The following is a 20,503-nucleotide window of genomic DNA, read 5'->3' on the forward strand; positions in this document are numbered from 1 at the left end:
GGCTAACGTGTGCGCATGGGTGGAATTGTGTGGAAGGCCCTCGCCGCGGGTGCGGCGATCGCGGCGGGAACGGTAGCCAATAAGTCGGTCACCGCGATCTGGAGCAGGACCGGCAAGGACCAAGACATCGACCCGCAGAATCCGCACACCCCACTCGGTGAGGCGCTCGCGCTGGCTGCGGTCAGTGCGCTCGTCGCGGCCGTTGCCAAGACGGTGCTGACGCGCAAGGCGGCGCAGTATTACGAGAACTCCGCCGGTCATCTGCCCCAGCCGCTCCGCGATCGCGAAGAAGCCCGCGCCTAAAACACCCCACGAAGTTTCCTCGCTCGCAAGCTCGCTAAGGTAATTCGCGGGGACCCCGTCCAAGAGTTTGACAAGGTCCTAGTCGCTTGCGTCAGCCGAGGGCGCGCGCGATCGGGACGCCGGGGCGATAGGCCAAGTGGAGGTATGACGGAGCGTCCAGCACCGTCAGGTCCGCTCGGCCACCCACACGGATAATGCCAATATCGCTGCGTCGCAGTGCTTTTGCTGCGCCCTTCGTGGCTGCCAGGAGCGCCTCCGCAGGCGTGAGCCCCATCTCGCGGACGGCGAGCGCGATCATCAGCGGCATTGACGTGGAATTGCAGGTGCCCGGATTGCAGTCACTCGCGAGGGCGATTTGCACGCCGGCATCGAGGAGCGCACGAGCGTCGGGATAGGGCGAGCGCGTGGAGAACTCGACACCAGGGAGCAAGGTGGCGATGGTGTCGTCGGTGCTGGCGAGCGCGTCGACATCCGCGGGACGAAGGAAAGTGCAGTGGTCGACGGATGCGGCCCGAAGTTCGACGGCCAGTTGCACGCCGGGCCCCGGGCCGAGTTGGTTGCCGTGTACGCGGGGCAGCAGGCCTTCTTCAATCCCGGCAAGCAGGACGGTGCGTGCCTCGTCGCCGTCGAAGGCGTGCGGGGAGTTGGGCTCGCAGAAGACATCGATCCAGCGGGCCTGCGGCGCGCAGGCCCGCAGCATGTCGCCGGTGACTAGCGCGACATACTCCGCCCTTGAGTCCCGGAACTCGGGGGGTATGACGTGTGCCCCGAGATAGGTGGTCTCGTCGGTGACCTCGCGGGCGAGGCGCAGGATGCGTGCCTCGGTGTCGACGTCGAGGCCATAGCCGGACTTGATCTCCAGCGTCGTCGTGCCTTGCGAGCGGGCCTCCTGAACCCGGGCGGCGAGGAGGCGGCGCAGGGTGTCGTCGTCGGCAACCCGGGTTGCGGCCACCGTGGTGGCGATGCCGCCGCCGTCATAGGGGACGCCGGTCATGCGGGCGGCGAACTCGGCGGAGCGGTCCCCGGCATACACCAGGTGCGTGTGGCTGTCGACGAAGCCGGGGATGACCGTGCGACCTTCGCAGTCGATGCGATGGTCAGCGGGCGGGGTGTGCGCCGCATCCCCAATCCAGTCGATCGTGTTGTTCGAGAAGATGATTGCCGCGTCGCGGCGGACGCCGAGTTCGGCTTCGGGGTCACCGGCTGGGCCGTCGGCGGTGATGAGTTCACCGATGCCGGTGACGAGGGTGGCGTTCATGCCGTGCGCAGGCGCTGGAGCGCTTTGCCCAACAGGAGGGCGGGGTTCCCGGCGCGGTGAGTGCCGTCCCGGACGACGAATTCGCCGCCGACCATGACATCGGTGACATCGCCGGCGCTGGCGGTGTAGACGATCTGAGCGGCCCGGGTGCCCACCGTGCGAACCGAATCCCGCCGCACCGCAACGAGATCGGCGAGGGCGCCCGGAGCAAGCGCGCCGCCCTCGGGCCAGCCGATGCTGGCATACCCGGCGCTGCTCATCGCGACCGACAACTCGTCAAGGGTGAACCGGCCGCGCTCCCCGCTCTCCAACCGCTCGTGCATTTCCAAGGCGCGGGCCTCGATGAAGGGGTCGATGATCGCGTGCTCGTCGGATCCCAAGGTGATCCGCGCGCCGGCGTCGGCGAGCCGGCGCGCCGGGCCGATGCCATCGGCGAGGTCGCGTTCGGTGGTGGGGCACATGCAGATGAAGGCGCGGGCCTGGCCGAGTCGGCGGATGTCATCGCGGGTCAGGTGGGTGGCGTGGACGGCGGTGAAGCGCTCGCTGAGCAGGCCGGAATGGTCGAACAACTGAGTCGGGGTCAGGCCGTGGACGAGGGTGCTCGCGGCATTCTCGGCCGGCTGCTCGCTGACGTGGGCGTGGATGACGCGCGGTCCGGCGACGGAGGCGAGTTGCAGCAGGGCCTCGCGCGGCACGGCCCGCACCGAGTGGGCGGCCACACCGATGCGGCAGCCGGGGCTGTCCGACAGGTCACCCACCCGGCGCGCCCAGGCGGCGATATCGGGATCGGCGAAACGCTCCTGCACCGGGTCGAGCGGGAGGTGACCCGAGCCGGACAGCCCGCCAGCGAGATACAGGGTGTCCAGGAGAGTGAGTCGGATGCCCGCGGCTTGGGCGGCCGCGATGACCGCCTCCCCCATAGCGTTGGGGTTGTCATAGGGCCGGCCCTCGGGCCCATGGTGGAGGTAATGGAACTCCCCGACCGCGGTGAAGCCGGCGCTGACCATCTCGACGAAAACGGCATGCGCAAGGCCGAAATAGAGCTCGGGATTGAGGATGGACGCGGCGGCATACATCTGGTCGCGCCAGGTCCAGAAATTGCCCGAGGTGTCCTGGACTCGGCCACGGATCGCGCGGTGGAAGGCATGCGAGTGTCCATTGGCATTGCCCGGAAGCACAAGGGGCAGAACGATATCGCCCGCTCGTGGGTCGTCCGCCCGGTCGATCGAACGGATGCGATCGCCGGCGATGGTGATGCGGACCTTGGCGGTCATCCCCGTCGGCAGTTGGGCGTGACGCGCCCAAATCGTGGTGGTCATGGGCTTCCTCCGGTGAGGTCTGCCGCAACGGTGGCGAGCGCCTCGACGCCCGCGAGGCAGTCCGGCTCCTCGGCATACTCCGCGGGCGAATGCGAGACGCCGGTTGGGTTGCGCACGAACAGCATTGCGGTGGGTATGCCGGCCTGGGCCAGCACGCCCGCATCGTGGCCGGCGCCGGTGCCGAGGGTCGGTGCGCCGGGGAGTGCGCGGCTGAGTTGGGCGATGAGGTCGGGCGCGAAGGCGGTCACGGGGGTCCAGGACTCCTCGTGCACCTCGCCTCCGAGGGCGCGCGTCGTGGCGGTCACATCGTCTATGACGCCCCGCACTGCCTCCGGGTTGTCTCCGCGAGCGTCCAGCCAGGCGGTGGCGTGGCTCGCGATGGCGTTGACGCCGCCAGGCTCGATACGCACCTTGCCGATGGTGGCGAGGCAGCCGCGCTGCTCGGCTGCGCTGCGGGTCTGCTGTATGACGCCCGCCAGGGACAGCACGGCATCGCGCCGGTCTTGAAGACGGGTCGTGCCTGCGTGATTGGCCTCGCCCGGCAGGTCGATCCGCCAGCGGCCGTGCGGCCAGATGTCGGTGCCGATGGCGACGGCGGCGTTGAGGTCGGCGAGTGCTCGGCCCTGCTCGACGTGTAGTTCGACATAGGTGCCGACGCGGGCGAGGGTTTCTGGGTCTTGGCCGATCTGCGCCGGATCGCGGCCGGCGGCGCGCATGGCCTCGGCCATCGTCACGCCATCCTCATCCGTGAGCCCGCGGGCGCGGTCGGCGTCGAGAAGCCCGGTGATCACGCGTGACCCGGCCAGCGCGATCCCGAAGCGGGCGCCCTCCTCGTCGACGAAATTGGCGATGGCGATGGGCTTGTCGGGCTGGTGTCCGGTGTCGCGGAGGTGGTCGAGGGCGGCGAAGGCGGACACGACACCCAGCGGGCCGTCATACGCCCCGCCGTCGGGGACCGAGTCGAGGTGACTGCCGAAGACGAGCCCGGGCCCGTCGCGGTCAGGGTTACCCCACCACGCCCACTGGTTGCCCATTCGGTCCTCGGTCAAGTCCAGCCCCCTGACCTGCGCCTCCTGGGCGAACCACTCGCGCAAGTCGTGATCGGCCCGGCTCCACGCGAACCGTCGATAGCCCCCCGTCCCGTCGTCCCGCCCCACGGGCAGCAGGGCAGCCCACATCCCTGGGAACGTCAGCACCGACATACCTGCACCCAATCAGATCGCCCCCACTCGCCGCTGTGGTGGAGTGCACTTTTCCGCCCATTGCCGGAACGTGGACATACGCAACGGATCATTACCGTTGCGTATGTCCAGGTTCTCTCCCGTGATGCGCCAGGGTTACTCAGCCATGGGTATGCGGACGCCTCGGTCGCGGGCGACGTCCTCGGCGATCTCGTAGCCGGCGTCGACGTGGCGGATGACACCCATCCCCGGGTCGTTGGTGAGCACGCGAGCGAGTTTCTCGGCCGCGAGCGGGGTGCCGTCAGCGACGGAGACCTGGCCGGCGTGCATCGAGCGGCCGATGCCGACGCCGCCACCGTGGTGCAGCGAGACCCAACTAGCGCCGCTGGCCGTGTTGACGAGCGCGTTGAGGAGCGGCCAGTCGGCGATCGCATCGGAACCGTCGGCCATCGCTTCGGTCTCGCGATAGGGGCTGGCGACCGAGCCGCAGTCGAGGTGGTCGCGCCCGATGACGATGGGGGCGCTCACCTTGCCGGAGGCGACGAGATCGTTGAAGGCCAGGCCGGCCTGGTCGCGCTCGCCATACCCCAGCCAGCAGATGCGCGCCGGAAGTCCTTGCCACGCAATGCGATCCTGCGCGCCGCGGATCCACTTGTGCAGTCGGTCGTTGTCCGGGAAGAGGTCGAGGACGGCCCGATCGGTCTCGGCGATGTCCTTCGGGTCACCGGAGAGCGCGACCCAGCGGAACGGGCCTTTGCCCTCGCAAAACAACGGCCGGATGTATGCCGGGACGAACCCCGGGAAGGCGAAGGCCCGGTCATACCCCCCCAGCCGGGCCTCGTCCCGGATGCTGTTGCCATAGTCGAAGGTCTCGGCGCCGCCGTCCTGGAAGCCGACCATCGCCTCGACGTGGCGGGCCATCGACTCGCGGGCGCGGTCGGTGAACTCCTCCGGCTTCTTGGTGGCGTACTCGTCCCACTGGTCCAATTCGATGCCGACGGGCAGATAGGACAGTGGGTCGTGGGCGCTGGTCTGATCGGTGACGATGTCGATCGGGATGCCGCGGCGTAGCAGCTCGGGGAAGACCTCGGCGGCATTGCCGACGACGCCAACGGACCAGCCGCGGCGCTCCTCTTTGGCCTTGAGCGCCTTGGCGATCGCATCGTCGAGGTCGTCGGCCACCTCATCGAGATAGCGGTGCTCGACGCGACGTTGCAGCCGGTGCGGATCGACGTCGACGATCAGGCACGCGCCCTCGTTGAGGGTGACGGCGAGCGGCTGCGCGCCGCCCATCCCGCCGCAGCCGCCGGTGAGGGTCAGCGTGCCGGCGAGGGTGCCGCCATACCTCTTCTCGGCGATCGCGGCGAAGGTCTCATAGGTGCCCTGGACGATCCCCTGGGTCCCGATATAGATCCACGAGCCCGCCGTCATCTGCCCGTACATCGTCAGCCCGAGATGCTCCAGCCGCCGGAACTCGGGCCAATTCGCCCAGTCCGGAACGAGATTCGAGTTCGCGATGAGCACGCGCGGCGCCCATTCGTGGGTGCGGAAGACCCCGACCGGCCGGCCCGATTGCACGAGCATTGTCTCGTCTGGGTTGAGGTCGGTGAGGGTGCGCACCATGGCATCGAAGCTGCGCCAATCGCGCGCCGCCCGCCCGGTGCCGCCATAGACGACGAGATCGTCAGGCCGCTCGGCCACCTCCGGATCGAGGTTGTTCATCAGCATCCGCAGCGGCGCCTCGGTGCTCCATTGCTTGGCCGTCAACGTGCTCCCGCGCGCCGCGCGGACCGGGCGTGCCCCGTCCATACCGGATCTCCTCATCCTTGAGTCGTATGCCGATCGTATGACGCCTGCCCACCCGGTCGCCGCTGCCCGGTCGGCGGGGTTGGTCAGGTCGTGCGCCGGCCGCGCGCGGTGAGGGCCAGGATCGCGAGGGTCGCCGCCGCGATGCCCAGGCTCTGCCCGACCGTATGCCGCCGTCCCCCACTCGTGGCCGCCCCCTGCACCTCGCCGGCCGCGGCTGCGGACATCACCGATCCCGCACTGGCGGCGGACATCAGGGACCCCGCGCTGGCCGCCGAGGCGATGCTGAAGGCCGACGCGATCGACCCGATGGACCCGATCGACAAGGCGCTGCCGACGGACCCGATGCTGAGCACCGACCCGCGACTCGCGATGCACAGGATCGAGTCTTCGGAGGCGATGGACCACTTCGACGGCATAGCTACACGATGCCGCATTCAGTCTGGTCGCGCCGGGGTTGGGCGGGCGCAACGGGTCGTGGGGAAGGTTGCTGTCGCTAGGGCGACAGTGAACTTCCCCACCAGCAGCGGCACGTGCTCTACAGGGGGAGGCCAGCGCGGAACCCCTCGGTGTATGCGTCGAGGCGCTCGCGAGCCGTCAAGGCGCTGAGCCCCCTAGACACTGCGCTTTGCCACTCAGGGCTCTCGAAGGTCTCAAGCACCCTGAGAGCAACAGTCCGAGTCTCAAAGAGTCGAGCGCCGCCGAGACCCAGACGGAAGGCCGCCGCTTGAAGCGGGTCGTAATCAAAGCGTTCCATCGTCTCCTCGTCCGCCCACGTTGCTTCGGCATGTCGCCCCTCGTCGGCTGCTTCTAATAGGCTGGCCAGGTCGACGGCATCCTTGTTTCTCCGGCCATGCGCGCGGTCTCGCCAGGCCGTGGCCTTAAGGACCATCTGCGCCTCCAGCGAAGCAACGCGCACCATCACCCCCGGAGTGATCTCGGTGAGATCTGCTGCCCGCGATGCTTCGCGAAGTCCCACAACATCCAGCACCACGCCCTCCTCAAGCTGGACTTTGCGATCGCGCTCGATATCGCCGAAGGGGACGACGTCGACCGAGACCTCCTGAACGAGGACACGTTGCGGGGCGGTCGTACGAGTGAAGGCGGACATGAATCGGTGGTAGATCGCGAAACTGTCGACATGAACGGCCACGTCCACGTCTTTCGTGGCCCGCTCTACCCCCAACCCGAGTTCCAGCGCGACCTTGATATCACGTGCCGTCGCACCGATAACCAGGAGCTCAAGGCCGAGTTCGTCGGCACGGTTCTTCAGGGTCGCAAGCACCTCGTGTGCACGGCGCTGGTCAAGGGCCGCCAACTGGGCCACCTCCCGAGAGCCTCTTGAGCACCGGATCGTTGACCAACATGTCGGCGGCGATCTCGTCCGTTCTCGGGTCGTCGAGTGCCAGGAGGTCAGCGCGGATAACCGGCGCGGGCGCCCACGGACCGGCAACGATCTCTGGAAGCCAAAGCCGCTCGCGCACTTCGAGTTTCCCGAGTGGATCAGCCCTGAGTCGCAGCTGCTTGACGAGAGGGATCGATCGCGGCTCGTCCGCATACAGCAAAGCCGTTACGGAACGGAGACTGTAGCCCTGGAGGTCCACGGCGTACTCGCCGCTCGCCTCTACACCGAGTGCGCTCAGCTGTTCCGGCCGGAGCTGACGCGGGTCGAGTCCCGGCGCAAAACGACGGGAAGTGCGTCGACTTCGCGCAATCATTTTGGTCAACCAGACGTCGGTGAAGCGGTCGAGGATGACGCGTGGATGCACCAGGGCTCCGGCCTCGCCCGTCGTGATGTCGCCATTCTCGGCCAACGCGGTGACGACTCGATGCACGGTCCCGATCGATGACGGAACGACACTCGCGATCTCTCGAACGGAGGCTCGGCACAACTCCGGGCGCACCAGGAGAGCAAGAACCACCGGCATCCCGGCCCAACCGTAGGCCTGGGCGAAACTCCGCCGGGCGCCGGACGGATCGCCCTCATCGCGCTCCACGTCCCACGTGAGACGCAACGGTTCGAACTCGATCCTCCGCCCCGTCTTGCCTTGCACTGAGACATAGAGCCCTCCGGGCCCCGTCACGAAGACATTTCCGGACGCGTCGGCATAGTGGATTCCCCTGGCTCGCAGTGCCACTGCGATGTCGTCGGCCACCCGCTCCGCAAGCCACAGCACATCGCGTTCCCTCGACAGGGCATCAAAATCCGCCGTCGCGAGATCACCCGCGAGTCGCAATTCAAGAAGGCGCTCACCCCCCTTCGAACCGATAGCGATGAATCCTCGACGAGTCGGCGTCACAGGCACCCCGGCGCGCACGAGCGCCGATAGCGCTTCCTCCTCAAGCGCACCAGTTTCATGGCTGTTCAAAAGTTCCACGCGTTCAGAATATCTGAACACAATCCTTTTTTGAACAGCTCCCTGCCTGGCGGCATCGAGTTCGGGAAACACGCCGAACGGGACGCCCCTTCGCCGGCGTGTTTCCCGAACTCGACGGCGGCGGGGTTAGTTCAGCGGGCCGGCGACGGACTCGGCGGCGTGGCGGACGGAGCCGTCGGCCACGGCATACACGGCCGCGGCGATGTCGTCGGCGAGGAAGCGGTCGGGGCCGGGGGCGGTGCGGGAGACCTCGTCGAGGGCGGCGATGATCGCCGCGCTCACCGGGGAGGGGGTCAGGGGCGCCCGCAGTTGTATACCGCGCGCGGCCGTGAGCAGTTCGATCGTCAGCACCTGGGTCAGGGCGTCGACGGAGCGCCGCAGTTTGCGCGCAGCGCCCCAGCCCATCGAGACGTGATCTTCCTGCATCGCGCTGCTGGGGATCGAGTCGACGCTCGCGGGCACCGCGAGCCGCTTCATCTCGGAAACCATTCCGGCAGCGGTGTATTGGGCGATCATGAGGCCGGAGTCGACACCCGGATCATCGGCGAGGAAGGCGTTCAACCCGTGGTTGCGGGCCTTGTCGAGGAAGCGATCCGTGCGCCGCTCGCTCATACTCGCGAGGTCGGCGGCGGCAATCGCCAGGAAGTCGAGCACATAGGCGACCGGCGCGCCATGGAAGTTGCCATTGGACTCCACCCGGTCGTCAAGGGTCACGACCGGGTTGTCGACGGCGCTCGCCAACTCCCAGCCCGCGACCCGGGCGGCGTGGTCGAGGGTGTCGCGAACCGCGCCCGCGACCTGTGGCGCGCATCGCAACGAGTAGGCGTCCTGGACGCGTGTGCATGCCTCCGGGTCGCGGTGCGAATCGCGAATACCGCTGACGGCCAGGACTTTCCGCATGTTCGCGGCGCTGAGCGCTTGGCCCGGCTGCGGCCGCAGAGCGTGCAGATCGGCGGCGAAAACATCGTCCGTTCCGAGCAGGCCCTCGACACTCATCGCGGCGGCGAGGTCCGCGATGGTGACGAGCGCGCGGAGGTCCGTGATCGCCATACAAAGCATCCCGAGCATGCCGTCGGTGCCATTGATGAGGGCGAGGCCCTCCTTCTCGCGCAGCTCGACCGGCGTGATGCCCGCCGTGGCGAGCGCGTCGCCAGCCGCCAGCAGCTCGCCGCTGGCGTCCCGCACCCACCCCTCCCCCATGAGCGCGAGTGCGCAATGCGAGAGCGGCGCGAGGTCGCCGGAGCAGCCGAGCGAGCCATACTCACGCACCACGGGGGTGATGCCGGCGTTGAGCATAGCGACATACGCGCGCAGTGTTTCCTCGCGTATGCCGGTGCGGCCGGTCGCGAGAGTCTGGATCCTCAGCAGCATGAGGGCGCGCACGACTTCGCGCTCGACCTCCGCGCCCGAGCCGGCCGCGTGGGAGCGAATCAGACTGCGCTGCAATTGCGTTCGCTTCTCAGGGGGAATGCTTGTGTTGGCGAGCGCACCAAATCCGGTGGAGATTCCGTAGTGCGCGACGGAGTCGTCGGCGAGGGCGTCGATCACCCCGCGGGTATGCCGAACCCTCCCCCACGCGGCCTCGCTCACCTCAACGCGCACGGGCCCGCCGAGGTAGTCCGTGCCCGGCGGCGCGGAGCGGGCGATGTGGACCACCTGTTCGATGGTTAGGGGTTCGTTGCCGAGGGTCACCGTTGACGTCACAAGGTTCATCAAATCCGAGACGCGCCGCGAAATCCACCAGGCCACAAGAACCCGACAGCCGTGGTCGGGTGGGCACGATGGCCTGATGAATATGTCCTGGATCCAGCAGCCCACCAATGGCGATGTCGTCGAGCTGATCCTCGCCGATCACCGCACCTTCGAAGACCTCCTGCGCGAGTGCCGCCGCGACGACCGGGATCGTGACGCTGCCCGCACAGCTCTTGCGGAGTTGTTGGTCGCGCATGCCGAGGCGGAGGAGAGTGAGGTCTATCCGTCGCTGCGCGCCAAGCGGGCCATTAGCGCCGACAAGGAGGAGCACGGCGAGCACGAACACGCGGAGATCCTGGAGGCGCTGCTCGCGTTCTTGGATGCGAAGGGCACGACGACGCAGAAGTATGAGGACGCCCTCGAGGAACTGAGCAAGGTCGTCGCCCACCACAGTGGCGAGGAGGAACTGTCCATACTCAACCCCGCGCGCGCCGATGTGTCGGCGACCATCCGCCACGAGCTGGGTGCCGCCTGGTGCACCAAGCGCAATGCCCTTCTGGCGAATGGCTGCGCCTCCCGAGCCCAGGTTGCGCAGCTGCTCGCCGAGGCGGTGCGCGAGAAGGTCTTGCCGCCTGCCGAGGTGCGGGAGCAGATGGAGGCGATCGAGGCCGAGGCGAAGGCCAAGACCAAGGCACTCGAGGAGGAGGCGACCTCGAAGGAGTGAGAAAGCACCAGGATTCGACCAGGACAGTTCTGCGGGAACGATTGGAGCGCCTGGTTCGACGCAGCGACCGTGCGGATGACGAACTGATGTCGATCATCCGACGAGGCGCGCACGAGCTGTGCGCGACGATCGGCCAGAAGACGAGATCGTCGGCTACGAGGCCGGATGATTGCCCCGATAGTCGGCGCACGTAAGTGGGCCGCGTGACATGGCTGTTAGGGGTCAATCGACTGGCTCGTGCGACCTATCGAATCGGCGAAAACCGTTGGCGGAGTGCGAGAATCGCTTGACAGGCGGTAGAACGCGCGTGCGATAGAGCCAGCAATTCGCATCGGGGCAAAGGCGAGCGATACGGGGTGTGGGCATGAGTGTTGTGGCTTTTCCGCTCGCTGCGCCCAGCCCCGATCCGGACGCGATCTGGGAGCGCGCGACGCAGGTCGCGGGGCAGCTCAATGCCTTGCATGCCGAGCTGGTGGAGTTGACGGCGGAGGCGATTGAGCTGGACTGCTGGGGCGGGAATGGTGGCGTCCGGTCGCCCGAGCATTGGCTGGCGCTGCGGGCCGGACTCTCCCCGGCGACGGCGGCGCAGATCACCACGCTCGCCCGAGCCCGGGACCGGTTGCCTGTGCTGTCGGGTTTGGTGGAGCAGGGGCGGCTCTCCCTCGACCAGGCAGCGGCGGTCGCGGGGCGGGTGCCTGCGGCATACGAGGAAGCGGTCTGCGAGCTCGCCCCGCTGATGACCGTCACCCACCTGCGGCGGATCGTCAACCGCTACCCGTTAGAGCCCGATGAGCCCGACCGTGCCGAGGATGCATCAAAGACCGAAGAGCCGACGGTAGCTGCTGCTCCGCTGGCCTTCCCGACCGAGCCGACCAGCCGAGTTCCGTGTCCCTGCAGTGGGACGACGGCCGGTTCGTGCTCCGGGCCGATCTCGATGCCGCCGATGGCGCCTTGATGGAGAACGCTCTTCGCGAGGCCAAGGATGCGCTCTTCACCGCCGGCAATCCGGACGCGACATATGCGGACGGGCTGATCGAGATCGCTTCTCGCAGCCTCGGTGCCGTCGAGTCACCGGCCCGCACCAGCCACTACCGCGTCCACGTCCACCTCGACACCGAAGGCGCCTGGGTCAACGCGCGCAGGACGCTGGCCGCGCACCTCGCCGCCCGGCTCGGCTGCACCGCCGACACCGCCATCGACTGGCACACCAAGGGCCACTCGGTGTCTGTCGGGCGCAGCCAGCGGGCCATCCCGGAGCGGCTGCGCCGACTCGTCGAGGACCGGGATCGTGGCTGTGCCTATCCCGGCTGCACGGCGACCCGATTCGTCGAGATCCATCACATCGAGCACTGGGCCGACGGCGGCGACACCGACTACGCCAACCTGATCAGCCTGTGCCCGCACCACCACGACGCCCACCACGCCGGCCGCTTCACCATCACCGAGCGCCGTAACCCGCTGCAGCCCTTCGCCTTTCACACGCGCAAGGGCCACCCGATCCACGTCGAACCACCCGACCCGGTGAGCAAACAGCCCGAAGATTCCGCACCGCCAGGCAGCCAGAGCACCTACCGACCCCCGCTCGGCGAACGCCTCAACAGCCAGTGGGTCTACTTCCGCAAACGCGCCGGCTAGCCCTGCGCGCGATCGAGGCCACCGCGATTCAGTCGGGCGCGTTCTCTCCGACCAGTCCATCGATGGACTCGCGGATGAGATCCGCGTGGCCGGTGTGCCGGGCATACTCCTCGATCAGGTCGATCAGCACGCGGCGCAGGTTGTAGGGCTCGCCCCCGCCGGAGTCGACGACGAGCCGATCGAGCCCGCCGTCGGCGAGCGCCTCGTCGGTGGCAGCCTCGGACCGGCCAACGGCTGCCGACCACAACGTATGCAGTTCCTCCGGCGAATCCTCGCCCGCGGACTCGAAGTCCCAGTTTTCGTTGTGCTGCAACGGCGCCCACACCGCCGGATAGTCACGACCGAGAACTTGATGCGTCAGGTAGTGATCTTCAACCAGGGCCATGTGCTTGACCAGCCCGGCGAGCGTCAGCGCCGACGGCGCCAGCCGCCGGTTCATCTCCTCGTGAGCGAGACCGAAGCACTTCCATGCGAAGGTCCGCCGGTTGCGCGCCAGGACCGTCAGGACCGCCTCTCGCTCGTCCGGCGCCGCCGAAATGGGTATGCGGTGCGGCAGGTCCGTCGTCATGACGGCCACGCTAGCGAGACGACCCCACCCCGCGGGCGACAAGGTGCGCTGTCAGGTGAGCTTGCGGACGACCGGAAGGGGGGCGTGGCGCAGCAGGGTGCCCATGGGGACCCAGGGCCATGACGGGACGCGGGCGTGGGGCTTGCGCGTCTCGATCGCCTCGACCATCGCGGCGACGCCGGTCGCGGTGTCGACCATGAAGGGCATCGGCTTCTTCACGTGGTCGTTCATCTCCGAGCGGATGTAGCCCGGATAGATGACCGAGACGTCGATGGCGAGGTCGGGCTCGCCGGCCATCTCGTGGCGGATGCCCTCGGCGAGCGCGGCGACGCCGGCCTTGGTCGCGGCATACGTCGTGATGGTCTTGGGCATGCCCCGCATCGCGGACATGGACGAGATCATGACCAGGTGCCCGGCCTTCTGGGCGCGGAAGATCTCCATCGCCGCCTCGCATTGTGCCAGTGCCGCAACGAAATTCGTCATCGCCGTGGCCTTGTTCGCGTCGTAGCGACCCGTCCCGATGGGGGCGCCCTTGCCGAGGCCGGCGTTGACGATGACGCGATCGATCGTGCCGAAGTCGTCACGGAACGCGCGGAAGACCTCAAAGACTTGGTCGTCATTGTTGACGTCGAGGGCGCGGATCTCAACGCGGCACTCGGGGTGCGCATTCTCGATCTCGTCGCGTAGCTCCTCCAGCCGCTCAGTCCGCCGCGCAGCGAGGGCCAGATCGTGGCCGAGACCGGCCATCTGTCGCGCCATCTCCGCGCCCAGTCCGGAGCTGGCGCCCGTGATCAAAACCGTTGTCATGATTGTCCTTTCAGCGCGCCGACCACAGGTCGCCCAGGTGGCTCGCCTCGTTGAAGCTCATCAGGTGTATGCCGCGTGCTCCCACCCGCACCTGGGTCACCGAGGCATTGACCACCGTCCGCTGCAGGCGGTCCCACACCCGCGGGCCACCATCGAGCAGGTGCGCGCCGATGACGCTGATGACGCCGCCGGAGGTGGCCACGACGGCATCCTCGCCGGGGGCCAGGGCCGCCGCGAGCGACTCCATGGCGGTGGTGGTGCGGTCGGTGAAGGCGGCGTACGACTCTCGATAGTCGCCGCGCCCGAGCACCCAGCGGCGCAGCGCCGCGGCGTACACCGCATCGAAGGCGCGGCGCTCATCCAGGCCGGCGCTCGCTGCATACACCGGATCATCGGTGGGCAGGGCCGCCAGCACGGCGAGGTGGTCGTATTCATCCCACCCACCGCTGCACTCCAACGGCACCTCCCAGCCGGCGCCCGTCGCCATGACGGACAGTGAATCGCGTTGCCGGACAAGCTCACCCGAGATGAGTCGTGCAGGCACGATGCCCCGCCCGCCGAGCCACCAACCCGTCGCCGCGGCCTGGCGGCGACCGAGCTCACTCAGCGCGTCATAGTTCTCGGCACCCCAGGATGCCTGCCCGTGCCGAACCAGGAAGATCCGGCTCATCCGAGCAACTCCATGCATCGGGCGTCGAGAATCCGCACAAACATTCCCATGCCAGCGGCCTTCGGATTGGTCGTCTGTCCATGGAAGGCGCGGTAATAGATCTGCTGCGCGATGACGGCGAGCCGGAAGGTGCCGAAGAGTTCATAGAAGCGCCGGTCCTGCGCGCCGATCGTCAGCCCGCGGCGCTCGGCGTATGCCGCCCACACCTGCTCCCGGGTCCACATACCGGGCGCATTCGTCGGCTGCAACCGGATCGCCTGCATCGGCTCGGGATCGTCGGCCTGCGACCAGTAGGCCAGCGCCGAGCCGACATCCATCAGGGGATCCCCGACCGTCGACAGCTCCCAATCCAGCACTCCCGCCACGCGACTGAGATCATCTGCGGCCAGCACCAGATTGTCGAAGCGGAAATCGTTGTGGATCATCGTGTGCGGCTGATCGGCCGGCTGGTTGTCCTGAAGCCACGCGATGACGTCGGCGAAATCTCCGACATCCTCCGTGCGCGCTCGCCGGAAGCGCTCGATCCAGCCGCCGACCTGGCGGACGACATAGCCTGATCCGCGGTCGAGCTCCCGCAAACCTGAGGAGTCGAGGTCGGCCGCATGGAGGGCGACGAGCGCGTCAACAAAGGTGCCGCACAAGCGATCTCGCGCGGCCTCGTCATCGAGCCCGACACCCTTAGGGAAGTCACGCCGCAGGATCAACCCCTCGACGCGCTCCATGACATAGAACTCAGAGCCGATGACCGACTCGTCGCCGCAATAGCCGATCATCCGAGGCACGAGCGGATAGACCGGCGCGAGGGCATCCTGGATGCGGTACTCGCGCGCCATATCGTGCGCGCCTTTGGCCTTGGTGCCCGACGGCGGACGCCGCAGAATGAGGTCGCGTTCGGGCCAGCGCAGCAGGTACGTCAGGTTGGAGGCGCCACCTCCGAACTGCTGCACCTGCGGCAAACCGTCCAGACCAGAAGCGTCAATAGCGTTGCCGCGCAACCATTCCGTGACAATGGCGGCATCGAAGGCATCCTCGTCCCGCACGGCACCCGCACCGGCTACCGGCTCGCCACTCACCGCGCCACTCTCCTGGCCAGCGCTTGCGCACCCTTGCCGAAGGCGCGGTCATACAACGGGCGAGCGAACCGCTTGGCCGCGTAGGCGGCATACCCCTGCCGGTCGGTGAGGATGACCGGCCGGTCCTTCTCGATGCCGCGCAGTACCTTGGCCGCGATGTCGTCCGCGCTCGCGCCAGCCTTGGTGATCAGCCGAGCCGCCGTCTTTTCCATCTCCTCGTCCTTCCCCTGCAGCGAGGTGTGCAGGTTGGTCCGGAAGAAGGACGGACAGACGACATTGACGGCAATACCGAAGGGCGCCAACTCAAATCGCAGTGTCTCCGACAGCGCCACGACCCCGGCCTTCGCCGCGTTGTAGGACGACATGGCCGGCCCATGCACGAGCCCGGCGAGTGAGGCGACATTGACGATCCGCCCCGAACCCTGCTCCTTGAGCAGCGGCACGAACGTCTGGCAGCCCCGCACCACACCAAGCAGATTGATGTCGATGACCCGCTCCCAGTCCGCGAAGGCCTCGACGTCGATCCGCCCACCGGTGGCCACGCCGGCGTTGTTAACCAGCAGGTCCAGCCCGCCCCACCGCTCGCGCACGTCTGCGAGCGCCGCATCCCAGTCCTGCTGGATGCGCACGTTGAGCCGCAGGTATGCCGCCCCCTCCGGCACGCTGTCCGGCCGCTCCTCCGCGAGGTCCCCGACGAGGACCTCGTCCCCGCGAGCGAGCATCGCCGTGGCCAAGGCGAGCCCAAGCCCGGACGCCCCGCCGGTGATGAGCACCCGACTCACTGGGCCGCCCCAACGGCCATCGCCTTCTTGGCGTAGGGCGCCAGCATCAGCCGCGAGACCACTCCGAGGTGGACCTCGTCAGGGCCGTCGGCGAGGCGCAGGGAGCGCGCTCCGGCATACGCCGCCGCGAGGGGGAAGTCCGGACCGGTGCCGCCGCCGCCATGGATCTGGATCGCGAAATCGATGACCTCGCAAGCCATTCTTGGCACGGCGACCTTGATCTCGGAGACCTCGCTCAGCGAGGCGGCGGAGCCGAAGGTGTCGAGCTTCCACGCGGCGTGCAAGACATGCAGGCGAGCCTGGTTGATCTTGATCCGCGCCTCGGCGAACTTCTCGCGGTTGCCACCCAATTGCGCGAGCGGTTTGCCGAACGCCACGCGACTGACCGAGCGCTGCAGCGCCAGATCCAGGCACTTCTCGGTCAAGCCAATCAGCCGCATGCAGTGGTGCACGCGCCCCGGTCCGAGCCGGCCCTGCGCGATCTCGAAGGCCCGCCCCGGACCGCCGATGATGTGATCGACGGGCAGCCGCACATCGGTCAAGGTGACCTCACCGTGCCCGAGCGGCTCGTCATACTGCCCAAGCGTGGAGAGCATCCGCTCGACCGTGACCCCGGGGTGGTCCATAGGGACCACGACCATCGAATGCCGGTGGTGGCGATCGGCATTCGGGTCGGTGACCGCCATATAGATGCCAACCTTGCAGTCGGGATGACCGGCACCGGAGGACCACCACTTACGGCCGTTGAGGACCACCTCGTCGCCGTCGATCTCGGCGCGCGCCTGCATATTCGTCGCATCCGAGCTCGCGACTCCCGGCTCGGTCATCAGGAAGGCCGAGCGGACCTTGCCGTCGAGCAGCGGCTCGAGCCAGCGGTCCTTCTGAGCCTGCGAACCGTACTTCAGCAAGACCTCCATGTTGCCGGTGTCCGGCGCGTTGGAGTTAAAGATCAGCGGTGCGATGAACGAACGGCCCATCTGCTCGGCCACCGGCGCATAGTCGAGATTCGACAACCCGGCGCCGCCGTCGGTGCCGAAGCGCTCGGCATACGGCCCCTCGTGCCCGGCGGGCAGGAAGAGATTCCACAGGCCCTGGCGGCGCGCCTCGGCCTTCGCCTCCTCGATCCGCGGATCGATGCGCCACGGGTCCTCCCCGTGCAGCCGGCGGGCCGCGATGTCCGCGACCAGCTCGGCCTCCAGGGGCTCGACGTGGGTGTCCACGAACTCGCGAACGCGGGCGGACAGATCGGCGGCGCGGGGCGAGAGGCTGAAGTCCATGTCCTTGACCATAACGGCTTATTGAGCAATGCTCAATAGCGTGCCGAGTCGCGACGATCACACCGCCTCACCGCCGGGACGGGTGCGGCTGAGCCCGGACGAGCGGCGCCGCCAGCTGCTCGGGATCGGCTTGCGCAAATTCGTCGAGCGGCCCGCGATGGACCTCTCCCTCGACGAGGTCGCGACGGAAGCGGGCGTCTCGCGCGGCCTGCTCTTCCACTACTTCCCGACCAAGGCGGCCTTCCACGAGGCCGTGGTCGCCGCAGCCGGGCGCCGGGTGTTGCGCACGGTTCGGCCCGATCCCGGGGTCGCGGGCGAGGCGGCCGTTCGCCAACTCGCCGAGCGCTTCATCGCCCAGATCGTGCGCCGGCACGACTTCTATCTCGCGCTCGTCTATGGCCAGTCCGGCCCGCTCGCCGACCTCGACGACCCCGGCGCCACGGCCACCAGCCTGCGCTCCGGCATCGCCGATCTCGTATGCCGTGCCCTGCCCGGCATCGACCCGCGCGTCGCGCACGCGTGGGTGGCGTATGCCGAGGACCGCGCCCTCCAGTTGCCTCCCGGCACCGAGGCTGAGACCGAGGCGGCGCATTGCGTCGCCGCCCTTGGTGCGCTGTCCGCGCTTGCTCTCCGCCCGTGACTGCGCACCCCTGACCCCGCACCCCTAACGCCCGGGCTACCGCCTGGTACTGGCCGCGATCACGGCTCATACCAGGCGGTAGGTCGGTGGTTAGCCGTCAACCTCGCGACCCGACGCGCGGCCGCGAACCGGCCCGCCGAGCCGCGTGATCGCGACCCCGACCAGGCACAGCACGCCACCGAGGACAGTCAGGAGCGTGGGCGCTTCGCTCAGCAGCTGCCACGACATCGCGATCGCCAGGGCCGGGACGATATAGCTCGTCGCGGCCGTGCGCCCGGCCGAGGTGCGGGCCAGCACATAAGCCCACGTCGTGAAGGCCAGGGCGGTGGGGAAGATCCCGAGATAGATCACCCACATCGTCGCCGTCGCCGGCGCCGTCTGCAGATCCGACACCAGGCGGCCGGCCCACGGGAGCAACGCAATCGTCCCGGCGACCGCCCCGAGCCAGGTCAGCGTCGTGGAGTCCACGCTCGCGAGGAGCCGCTTCTGGCCGAGGGTGCACCCGGCATACATCACGGCGGCGAGCAGCGCGAGAGCGAGCCCCGACAGGGCGACAAGCCCACCGCGCGACTGGGTCGCGATGATCGCGACGCCGAGGAACGAGATCGGCGCACCGATCACCAGCGCTCGCGGAAAGCCTTCTCCGAGAACGAGACCGCCGACGATGACGACCATCAGCGGCGCCAGGTTGACCACCAGCGCCGCCGTGCCGGCGTCGATGGCCTGCTCGGCGGTGTTCAGCGCGAAGTTGTAGACGCAGAACCACGCCACGGCCCATGCCGCGATCCCCGGCAGCGACCGGCGCGGCGGCCACCGGATCCCCCGCACCGCGGCGATGACGCCGAGGACGACACTCCCGACCGTCATCCGCAGCAGCGCCAAGGCGCCCGGATCGAAGTGCTGGCCCGCCGCGCGGATCCCGATGAAGGCCGACGCCCAGAAGAGCATCGTGACGACGGCCGCCGCGAGCGTCCGCGGCTCATTGGCTCGGTCGACGTCGCCGCTCATGCGGTGAATCCTGCCCCACCGACGCACCGCTCCCCGGAGCCTACGATCGGGAGGCATGAAGGCGATCACGATCCCGACCCCCGGCGAGCACGACGCGCTGATCCTGGCCGACGTGCCCGACCCGACCCCCGGCCCCGGAGAGGCGCGGATCCGGGTCGCCGCGGCGGGAGTGAATCGCGCGGATGTCATGCAGCGCAAGGGGTTCTATCCGCCGCCGGCGGGGGCATCGGCATACCCCGGCTTGGAAGTCAGCGGCACCATCGACGCCCTCGGGGAGGGGGTTGAGGGCTGGGCGGTCGGCGACGAGGTGTGCGCGCTCCTGACCGGCGGGGGGTATGCCGAGCTGGTCGCCGTCCCCGCGACGCAACTCCTCCCCATACCCGCCGGCATCTCGCTCCGGGACGCGGCCGCTCTCCCCGAGGTGACGTGCACGGTCTGGTCCAATGTCTTCCTCACCGCGAATCTCCAACCTGGAGAATTCTTTTTGTGCCACGGTGGCTCCTCGGGCATCGGCACGATGGCGATCCAGTTGGCCCGCGCGGTCGGCGCCCGGGTCGCCGTCACCGCCGGCTCCCAGGACAAGCTGGATGTATGCCGTGACCTCGGCGCCGAGGTGCTGATCAACTACCGGGACGAGGACTTCGTCGCCCGGGTCAAGGAGGCCAGTGACGGGCGGGGCGCGGACGTCATCCTCGACAATATGGGCGCGAAGTACCTCCCGCGCAATGTCGATGCCCTCGCCGTCAACGGCCGCCTCGTCGTCATCGGCCTGCAGGGTGGGGCGGTGGGCGAGCTGAACCTCGGCCAACTCCTGACCAAGCGCGCCGCGGTGATCGCCACCTCGCTGCGCGCCCGGCCGGCCGGTGAGAAGGCCACGATCGTCGCCGCGGTCCGCGAGCACGTGTGGCCGCTCATCGCCGCCGGCGACGTCACGCCGGTGATCCAGGCGAGCTACCCGCTCGCCGAGGCCGCGCAGGCCCACCGCGACCTCGAGGCCAGCCAGCACATCGGCAAGCTGCTGCTCCTGCCCTGAGCGGCCCAACCGGCTACAGAATTGAGTGCGCCGGGTCGTGAGCAAGCCCCTGACCTGCATGTATGCCCGTGCGCCCGGCCAGGGTGGCGCATACCTGTAGTCCGTCGGCGCGCCCGGCACCCAACCGCCCGCCACCGCCGGAGCCGTCGCGAGCGTGCCGTCCAGCACATTGATCGAGGACCACCGCGACCCCCCAGAACCCCGGCCGGCCCACAACCCGGCGGACCATCCATCCGGGGCCACCGAGCCCGTCGACCCGTCCGCCCAACACGCAGTGTGGGATCGCAGCACCGCGGTGGATCTCCACTGCTCCGGCGCCTGATCACCACTGCCGAGGGCATACAGCCCG

Annotated in this window: 21 protein-coding genes; 6 read left to right on the forward strand and 15 right to left on the reverse strand. The window is 68.5% G+C overall.

All coding sequences use genetic code 11. The features are described from left to right. Positions 1-15: 15 nt before the first annotated feature. Positions 16-303 (forward strand): DUF4235 domain-containing protein, encoded by a 288-nt coding sequence (locus ABD225_RS08530; RefSeq protein ID WP_344083530.1) that lies wholly within the window; start codon positions 16-18, stop codon positions 301-303. A gap of 91 nt (positions 304-394) precedes the next feature. On the opposite strand, the gene hutI is transcribed toward ABD225_RS08530, so the two are convergent. The 8 genes from hutI to hutH all read right to left on the reverse strand — a co-directional run bounded on the left by hutI (position 395) and on the right by hutH (position 9,958). Continuing rightward, positions 395-1,561, reverse strand: coding sequence for an imidazolonepropionase (hutI, locus tag ABD225_RS08535; RefSeq protein ID WP_344083533.1), 1,167 nt, complete (start codon positions 1,559-1,561; stop codon positions 395-397). Beyond that, the gene (locus tag ABD225_RS08540; RefSeq protein WP_344083536.1) at positions 1,558-2,880 is read right to left on the reverse strand and encodes a formimidoylglutamate deiminase; all 1,323 of its coding nucleotides are present in this window, start codon (positions 2,878-2,880) and stop codon (positions 1,558-1,560) included. The genes hutI and ABD225_RS08540 overlap by 4 nt, the downstream gene beginning before the upstream one ends. After that, positions 2,877-4,082, reverse strand: coding sequence for an allantoate amidohydrolase (locus ABD225_RS08545; RefSeq protein WP_344083539.1), 1,206 nt, complete (start codon positions 4,080-4,082; stop codon positions 2,877-2,879). The genes ABD225_RS08540 and ABD225_RS08545 overlap by 4 nt, the downstream gene beginning before the upstream one ends. A 135-nt stretch (positions 4,083-4,217) precedes the next feature. Continuing rightward, entirely contained in the window at positions 4,218-5,870 is a 1,653-nt protein-coding gene (hutU, locus tag ABD225_RS08550) for a urocanate hydratase (RefSeq protein ID WP_344083542.1), read from the reverse strand. Positions 5,871-5,953: 83 nt separating this feature from the next. Then, a complete protein-coding gene (locus tag ABD225_RS08555) occupies positions 5,954-6,286 on the reverse strand; it encodes a hypothetical protein (RefSeq protein WP_344083545.1) in 333 nt (110 codons plus the stop codon). Between the two features lie 119 nt (positions 6,287-6,405). Then, a complete protein-coding gene (locus ABD225_RS08560) occupies positions 6,406-7,194 on the reverse strand; it encodes a nucleotidyl transferase AbiEii/AbiGii toxin family protein (protein ID WP_344083548.1) in 789 nt (262 codons plus the stop codon). Next, positions 7,172-8,317 carry a type IV toxin-antitoxin system AbiEi family antitoxin gene (locus ABD225_RS08565; protein ID WP_344083551.1) on the reverse strand — a complete coding sequence of 382 codons (1,146 nt, stop codon included), beginning with the start codon at positions 8,315-8,317 and terminating at the stop codon, positions 7,172-7,174. Before ABD225_RS08565 ends, ABD225_RS08560 begins: the two co-directional genes overlap by 23 nt. 54 nt (positions 8,318-8,371) lie before the next feature. After that, entirely contained in the window at positions 8,372-9,958 is a 1,587-nt protein-coding gene (gene hutH / locus ABD225_RS08570; protein ID WP_344083554.1) for a histidine ammonia-lyase, read from the reverse strand. A 76-nt stretch (positions 9,959-10,034) separates the two neighbouring features. Here hutH and ABD225_RS08575 point away from each other — a divergent pair, with 76 nt between their 5' ends. From ABD225_RS08575 to ABD225_RS08585, 3 genes are all read left to right on the forward strand, one after another. After that, a complete protein-coding gene (locus tag ABD225_RS08575; protein ID WP_344083557.1) occupies positions 10,035-10,661 on the forward strand; it encodes a hemerythrin domain-containing protein in 627 nt (208 codons plus the stop codon). A gap of 364 nt (positions 10,662-11,025) precedes the next feature. Further along, positions 11,026-11,616, forward strand: a complete 591-nt coding sequence (locus ABD225_RS08580) for a 13E12 repeat family protein (RefSeq protein ID WP_344083560.1) — start codon at positions 11,026-11,028, stop codon at positions 11,614-11,616. Next, complete coding sequence (locus ABD225_RS08585) at positions 11,547-12,296, forward strand: HNH endonuclease signature motif containing protein (RefSeq protein WP_344083563.1); 750 nt, start codon at positions 11,547-11,549, stop codon at positions 12,294-12,296. The genes ABD225_RS08580 and ABD225_RS08585 overlap by 70 nt, the downstream gene beginning before the upstream one ends. A gap of 28 nt (positions 12,297-12,324) precedes the next feature. On the opposite strand, the gene ABD225_RS08590 is transcribed toward ABD225_RS08585, so the two are convergent. Genes ABD225_RS08590 through ABD225_RS08615 form a run of 6 tightly spaced genes read right to left on the reverse strand, consistent with a single transcriptional unit; the run spans position 12,325 to position 17,473 of the window. Then, positions 12,325-12,864 (reverse strand): mycothiol transferase, encoded by a 540-nt coding sequence (locus ABD225_RS08590; RefSeq protein WP_344083565.1) that lies wholly within the window; start codon positions 12,862-12,864, stop codon positions 12,325-12,327. A gap of 51 nt (positions 12,865-12,915) precedes the next feature. Beyond that, positions 12,916-13,671 carry an SDR family oxidoreductase gene (locus ABD225_RS08595; protein ID WP_425564367.1) on the reverse strand — a complete coding sequence of 252 codons (756 nt, stop codon included), beginning with the start codon at positions 13,669-13,671 and terminating at the stop codon, positions 12,916-12,918. Between the two features lie 10 nt (positions 13,672-13,681). Next, positions 13,682-14,341: a histidine phosphatase family protein gene (locus ABD225_RS08600; protein WP_344083568.1), complete on the reverse strand. Its 660-nt coding sequence runs from the start codon at positions 14,339-14,341 to the stop codon at positions 13,682-13,684. After that, positions 14,338-15,414, reverse strand: a complete 1,077-nt coding sequence (locus ABD225_RS08605) for a phosphotransferase family protein (RefSeq protein WP_344083571.1) — start codon at positions 15,412-15,414, stop codon at positions 14,338-14,340. Before ABD225_RS08605 ends, ABD225_RS08600 begins: the two co-directional genes overlap by 4 nt. Further along, positions 15,411-16,196 (reverse strand): SDR family NAD(P)-dependent oxidoreductase, encoded by a 786-nt coding sequence (locus tag ABD225_RS08610; RefSeq protein WP_344083574.1) that lies wholly within the window; start codon positions 16,194-16,196, stop codon positions 15,411-15,413. Before ABD225_RS08610 ends, ABD225_RS08605 begins: the two co-directional genes overlap by 4 nt. Next, a complete protein-coding gene (locus tag ABD225_RS08615; RefSeq protein ID WP_344083577.1) occupies positions 16,193-17,473 on the reverse strand; it encodes an acyl-CoA dehydrogenase family protein in 1,281 nt (426 codons plus the stop codon). Before ABD225_RS08615 ends, ABD225_RS08610 begins: the two co-directional genes overlap by 4 nt. A gap of 40 nt (positions 17,474-17,513) precedes the next feature. Here ABD225_RS08615 and ABD225_RS08620 point away from each other — a divergent pair, with 40 nt between their 5' ends. Further along, positions 17,514-18,113, forward strand: coding sequence for a TetR/AcrR family transcriptional regulator (locus ABD225_RS08620; protein WP_344083580.1), 600 nt, complete (start codon positions 17,514-17,516; stop codon positions 18,111-18,113). A 90-nt stretch (positions 18,114-18,203) separates the two neighbouring features. Here ABD225_RS08620 and ABD225_RS08625 read toward each other — a convergent pair whose 3' ends face one another. After that, the gene (locus ABD225_RS08625; RefSeq protein WP_344083583.1) at positions 18,204-19,121 is read right to left on the reverse strand and encodes a DMT family transporter; all 918 of its coding nucleotides are present in this window, start codon (positions 19,119-19,121) and stop codon (positions 18,204-18,206) included. A 55-nt stretch (positions 19,122-19,176) separates the two neighbouring features. On the opposite strand from ABD225_RS08625, the gene ABD225_RS08630 reads away from it, so the two are divergent. After that, entirely contained in the window at positions 19,177-20,154 is a 978-nt protein-coding gene (locus tag ABD225_RS08630; RefSeq protein ID WP_344083586.1) for an NAD(P)H-quinone oxidoreductase, read from the forward strand. The last annotated feature ends 349 nt before the right edge of the window (positions 20,155-20,503 follow it).

This window comes from Nostocoides veronense (assembly GCF_039531185.1).
Lineage (GTDB): Bacteria > Actinomycetota > Actinomycetes > Actinomycetales > Dermatophilaceae > Nostocoides_A > Nostocoides_A veronense.

Excerpts from the sequence above, each read along its gene's own strand:
- ABD225_RS08540 (WP_344083536.1), bottom strand. The coding sequence starts at position 2,880 with ATGACCACCACGATTTGGGCGCGTCACGCCCAACTGCCGACGGGGATG.
- ABD225_RS08580 (WP_344083560.1), top strand. The coding sequence starts at position 11,026 with ATGAGTGTTGTGGCTTTTCCGCTCGCTGCGCCCAGCCCCGATCCGGAC.
- ABD225_RS08600 (WP_344083568.1), bottom strand. The coding sequence starts at position 14,341 with ATGAGCCGGATCTTCCTGGTTCGGCACGGGCAGGCATCCTGGGGTGCC.
- ABD225_RS08590 (WP_344083565.1), bottom strand. The coding sequence starts at position 12,864 with ATGACGACGGACCTGCCGCACCGCATACCCATTTCGGCGGCGCCGGAC.
- ABD225_RS08545 (WP_344083539.1), bottom strand. The coding sequence starts at position 4,082 with ATGTCGGTGCTGACGTTCCCAGGGATGTGGGCTGCCCTGCTGCCCGTG.
- ABD225_RS08555 (WP_344083545.1), bottom strand. The coding sequence starts at position 6,286 with ATGCCGTCGAAGTGGTCCATCGCCTCCGAAGACTCGATCCTGTGCATC.
- hutI (WP_344083533.1), bottom strand. The coding sequence starts at position 1,561 with ATGAACGCCACCCTCGTCACCGGCATCGGTGAACTCATCACCGCCGAC.
- ABD225_RS08530 (WP_344083530.1), top strand. The coding sequence starts at position 16 with ATGGGTGGAATTGTGTGGAAGGCCCTCGCCGCGGGTGCGGCGATCGCG.
- ABD225_RS08625 (WP_344083583.1), bottom strand. The coding sequence starts at position 19,121 with ATGAGCGGCGACGTCGACCGAGCCAATGAGCCGCGGACGCTCGCGGCG.
- ABD225_RS08595 (WP_425564367.1), bottom strand. The coding sequence starts at position 13,671 with ATGACAACGGTTTTGATCACGGGCGCCAGCTCCGGACTGGGCGCGGAG.
- hutH (WP_344083554.1), bottom strand. The coding sequence starts at position 9,958 with ATGAACCTTGTGACGTCAACGGTGACCCTCGGCAACGAACCCCTAACC.
- ABD225_RS08630 (WP_344083586.1), top strand. The coding sequence starts at position 19,177 with ATGAAGGCGATCACGATCCCGACCCCCGGCGAGCACGACGCGCTGATC.
- ABD225_RS08575 (WP_344083557.1), top strand. The coding sequence starts at position 10,035 with ATGAATATGTCCTGGATCCAGCAGCCCACCAATGGCGATGTCGTCGAG.
- hutU (WP_344083542.1), bottom strand. The coding sequence starts at position 5,870 with ATGGACGGGGCACGCCCGGTCCGCGCGGCGCGCGGGAGCACGTTGACG.
- ABD225_RS08615 (WP_344083577.1), bottom strand. The coding sequence starts at position 17,473 with ATGGACTTCAGCCTCTCGCCCCGCGCCGCCGATCTGTCCGCCCGCGTT.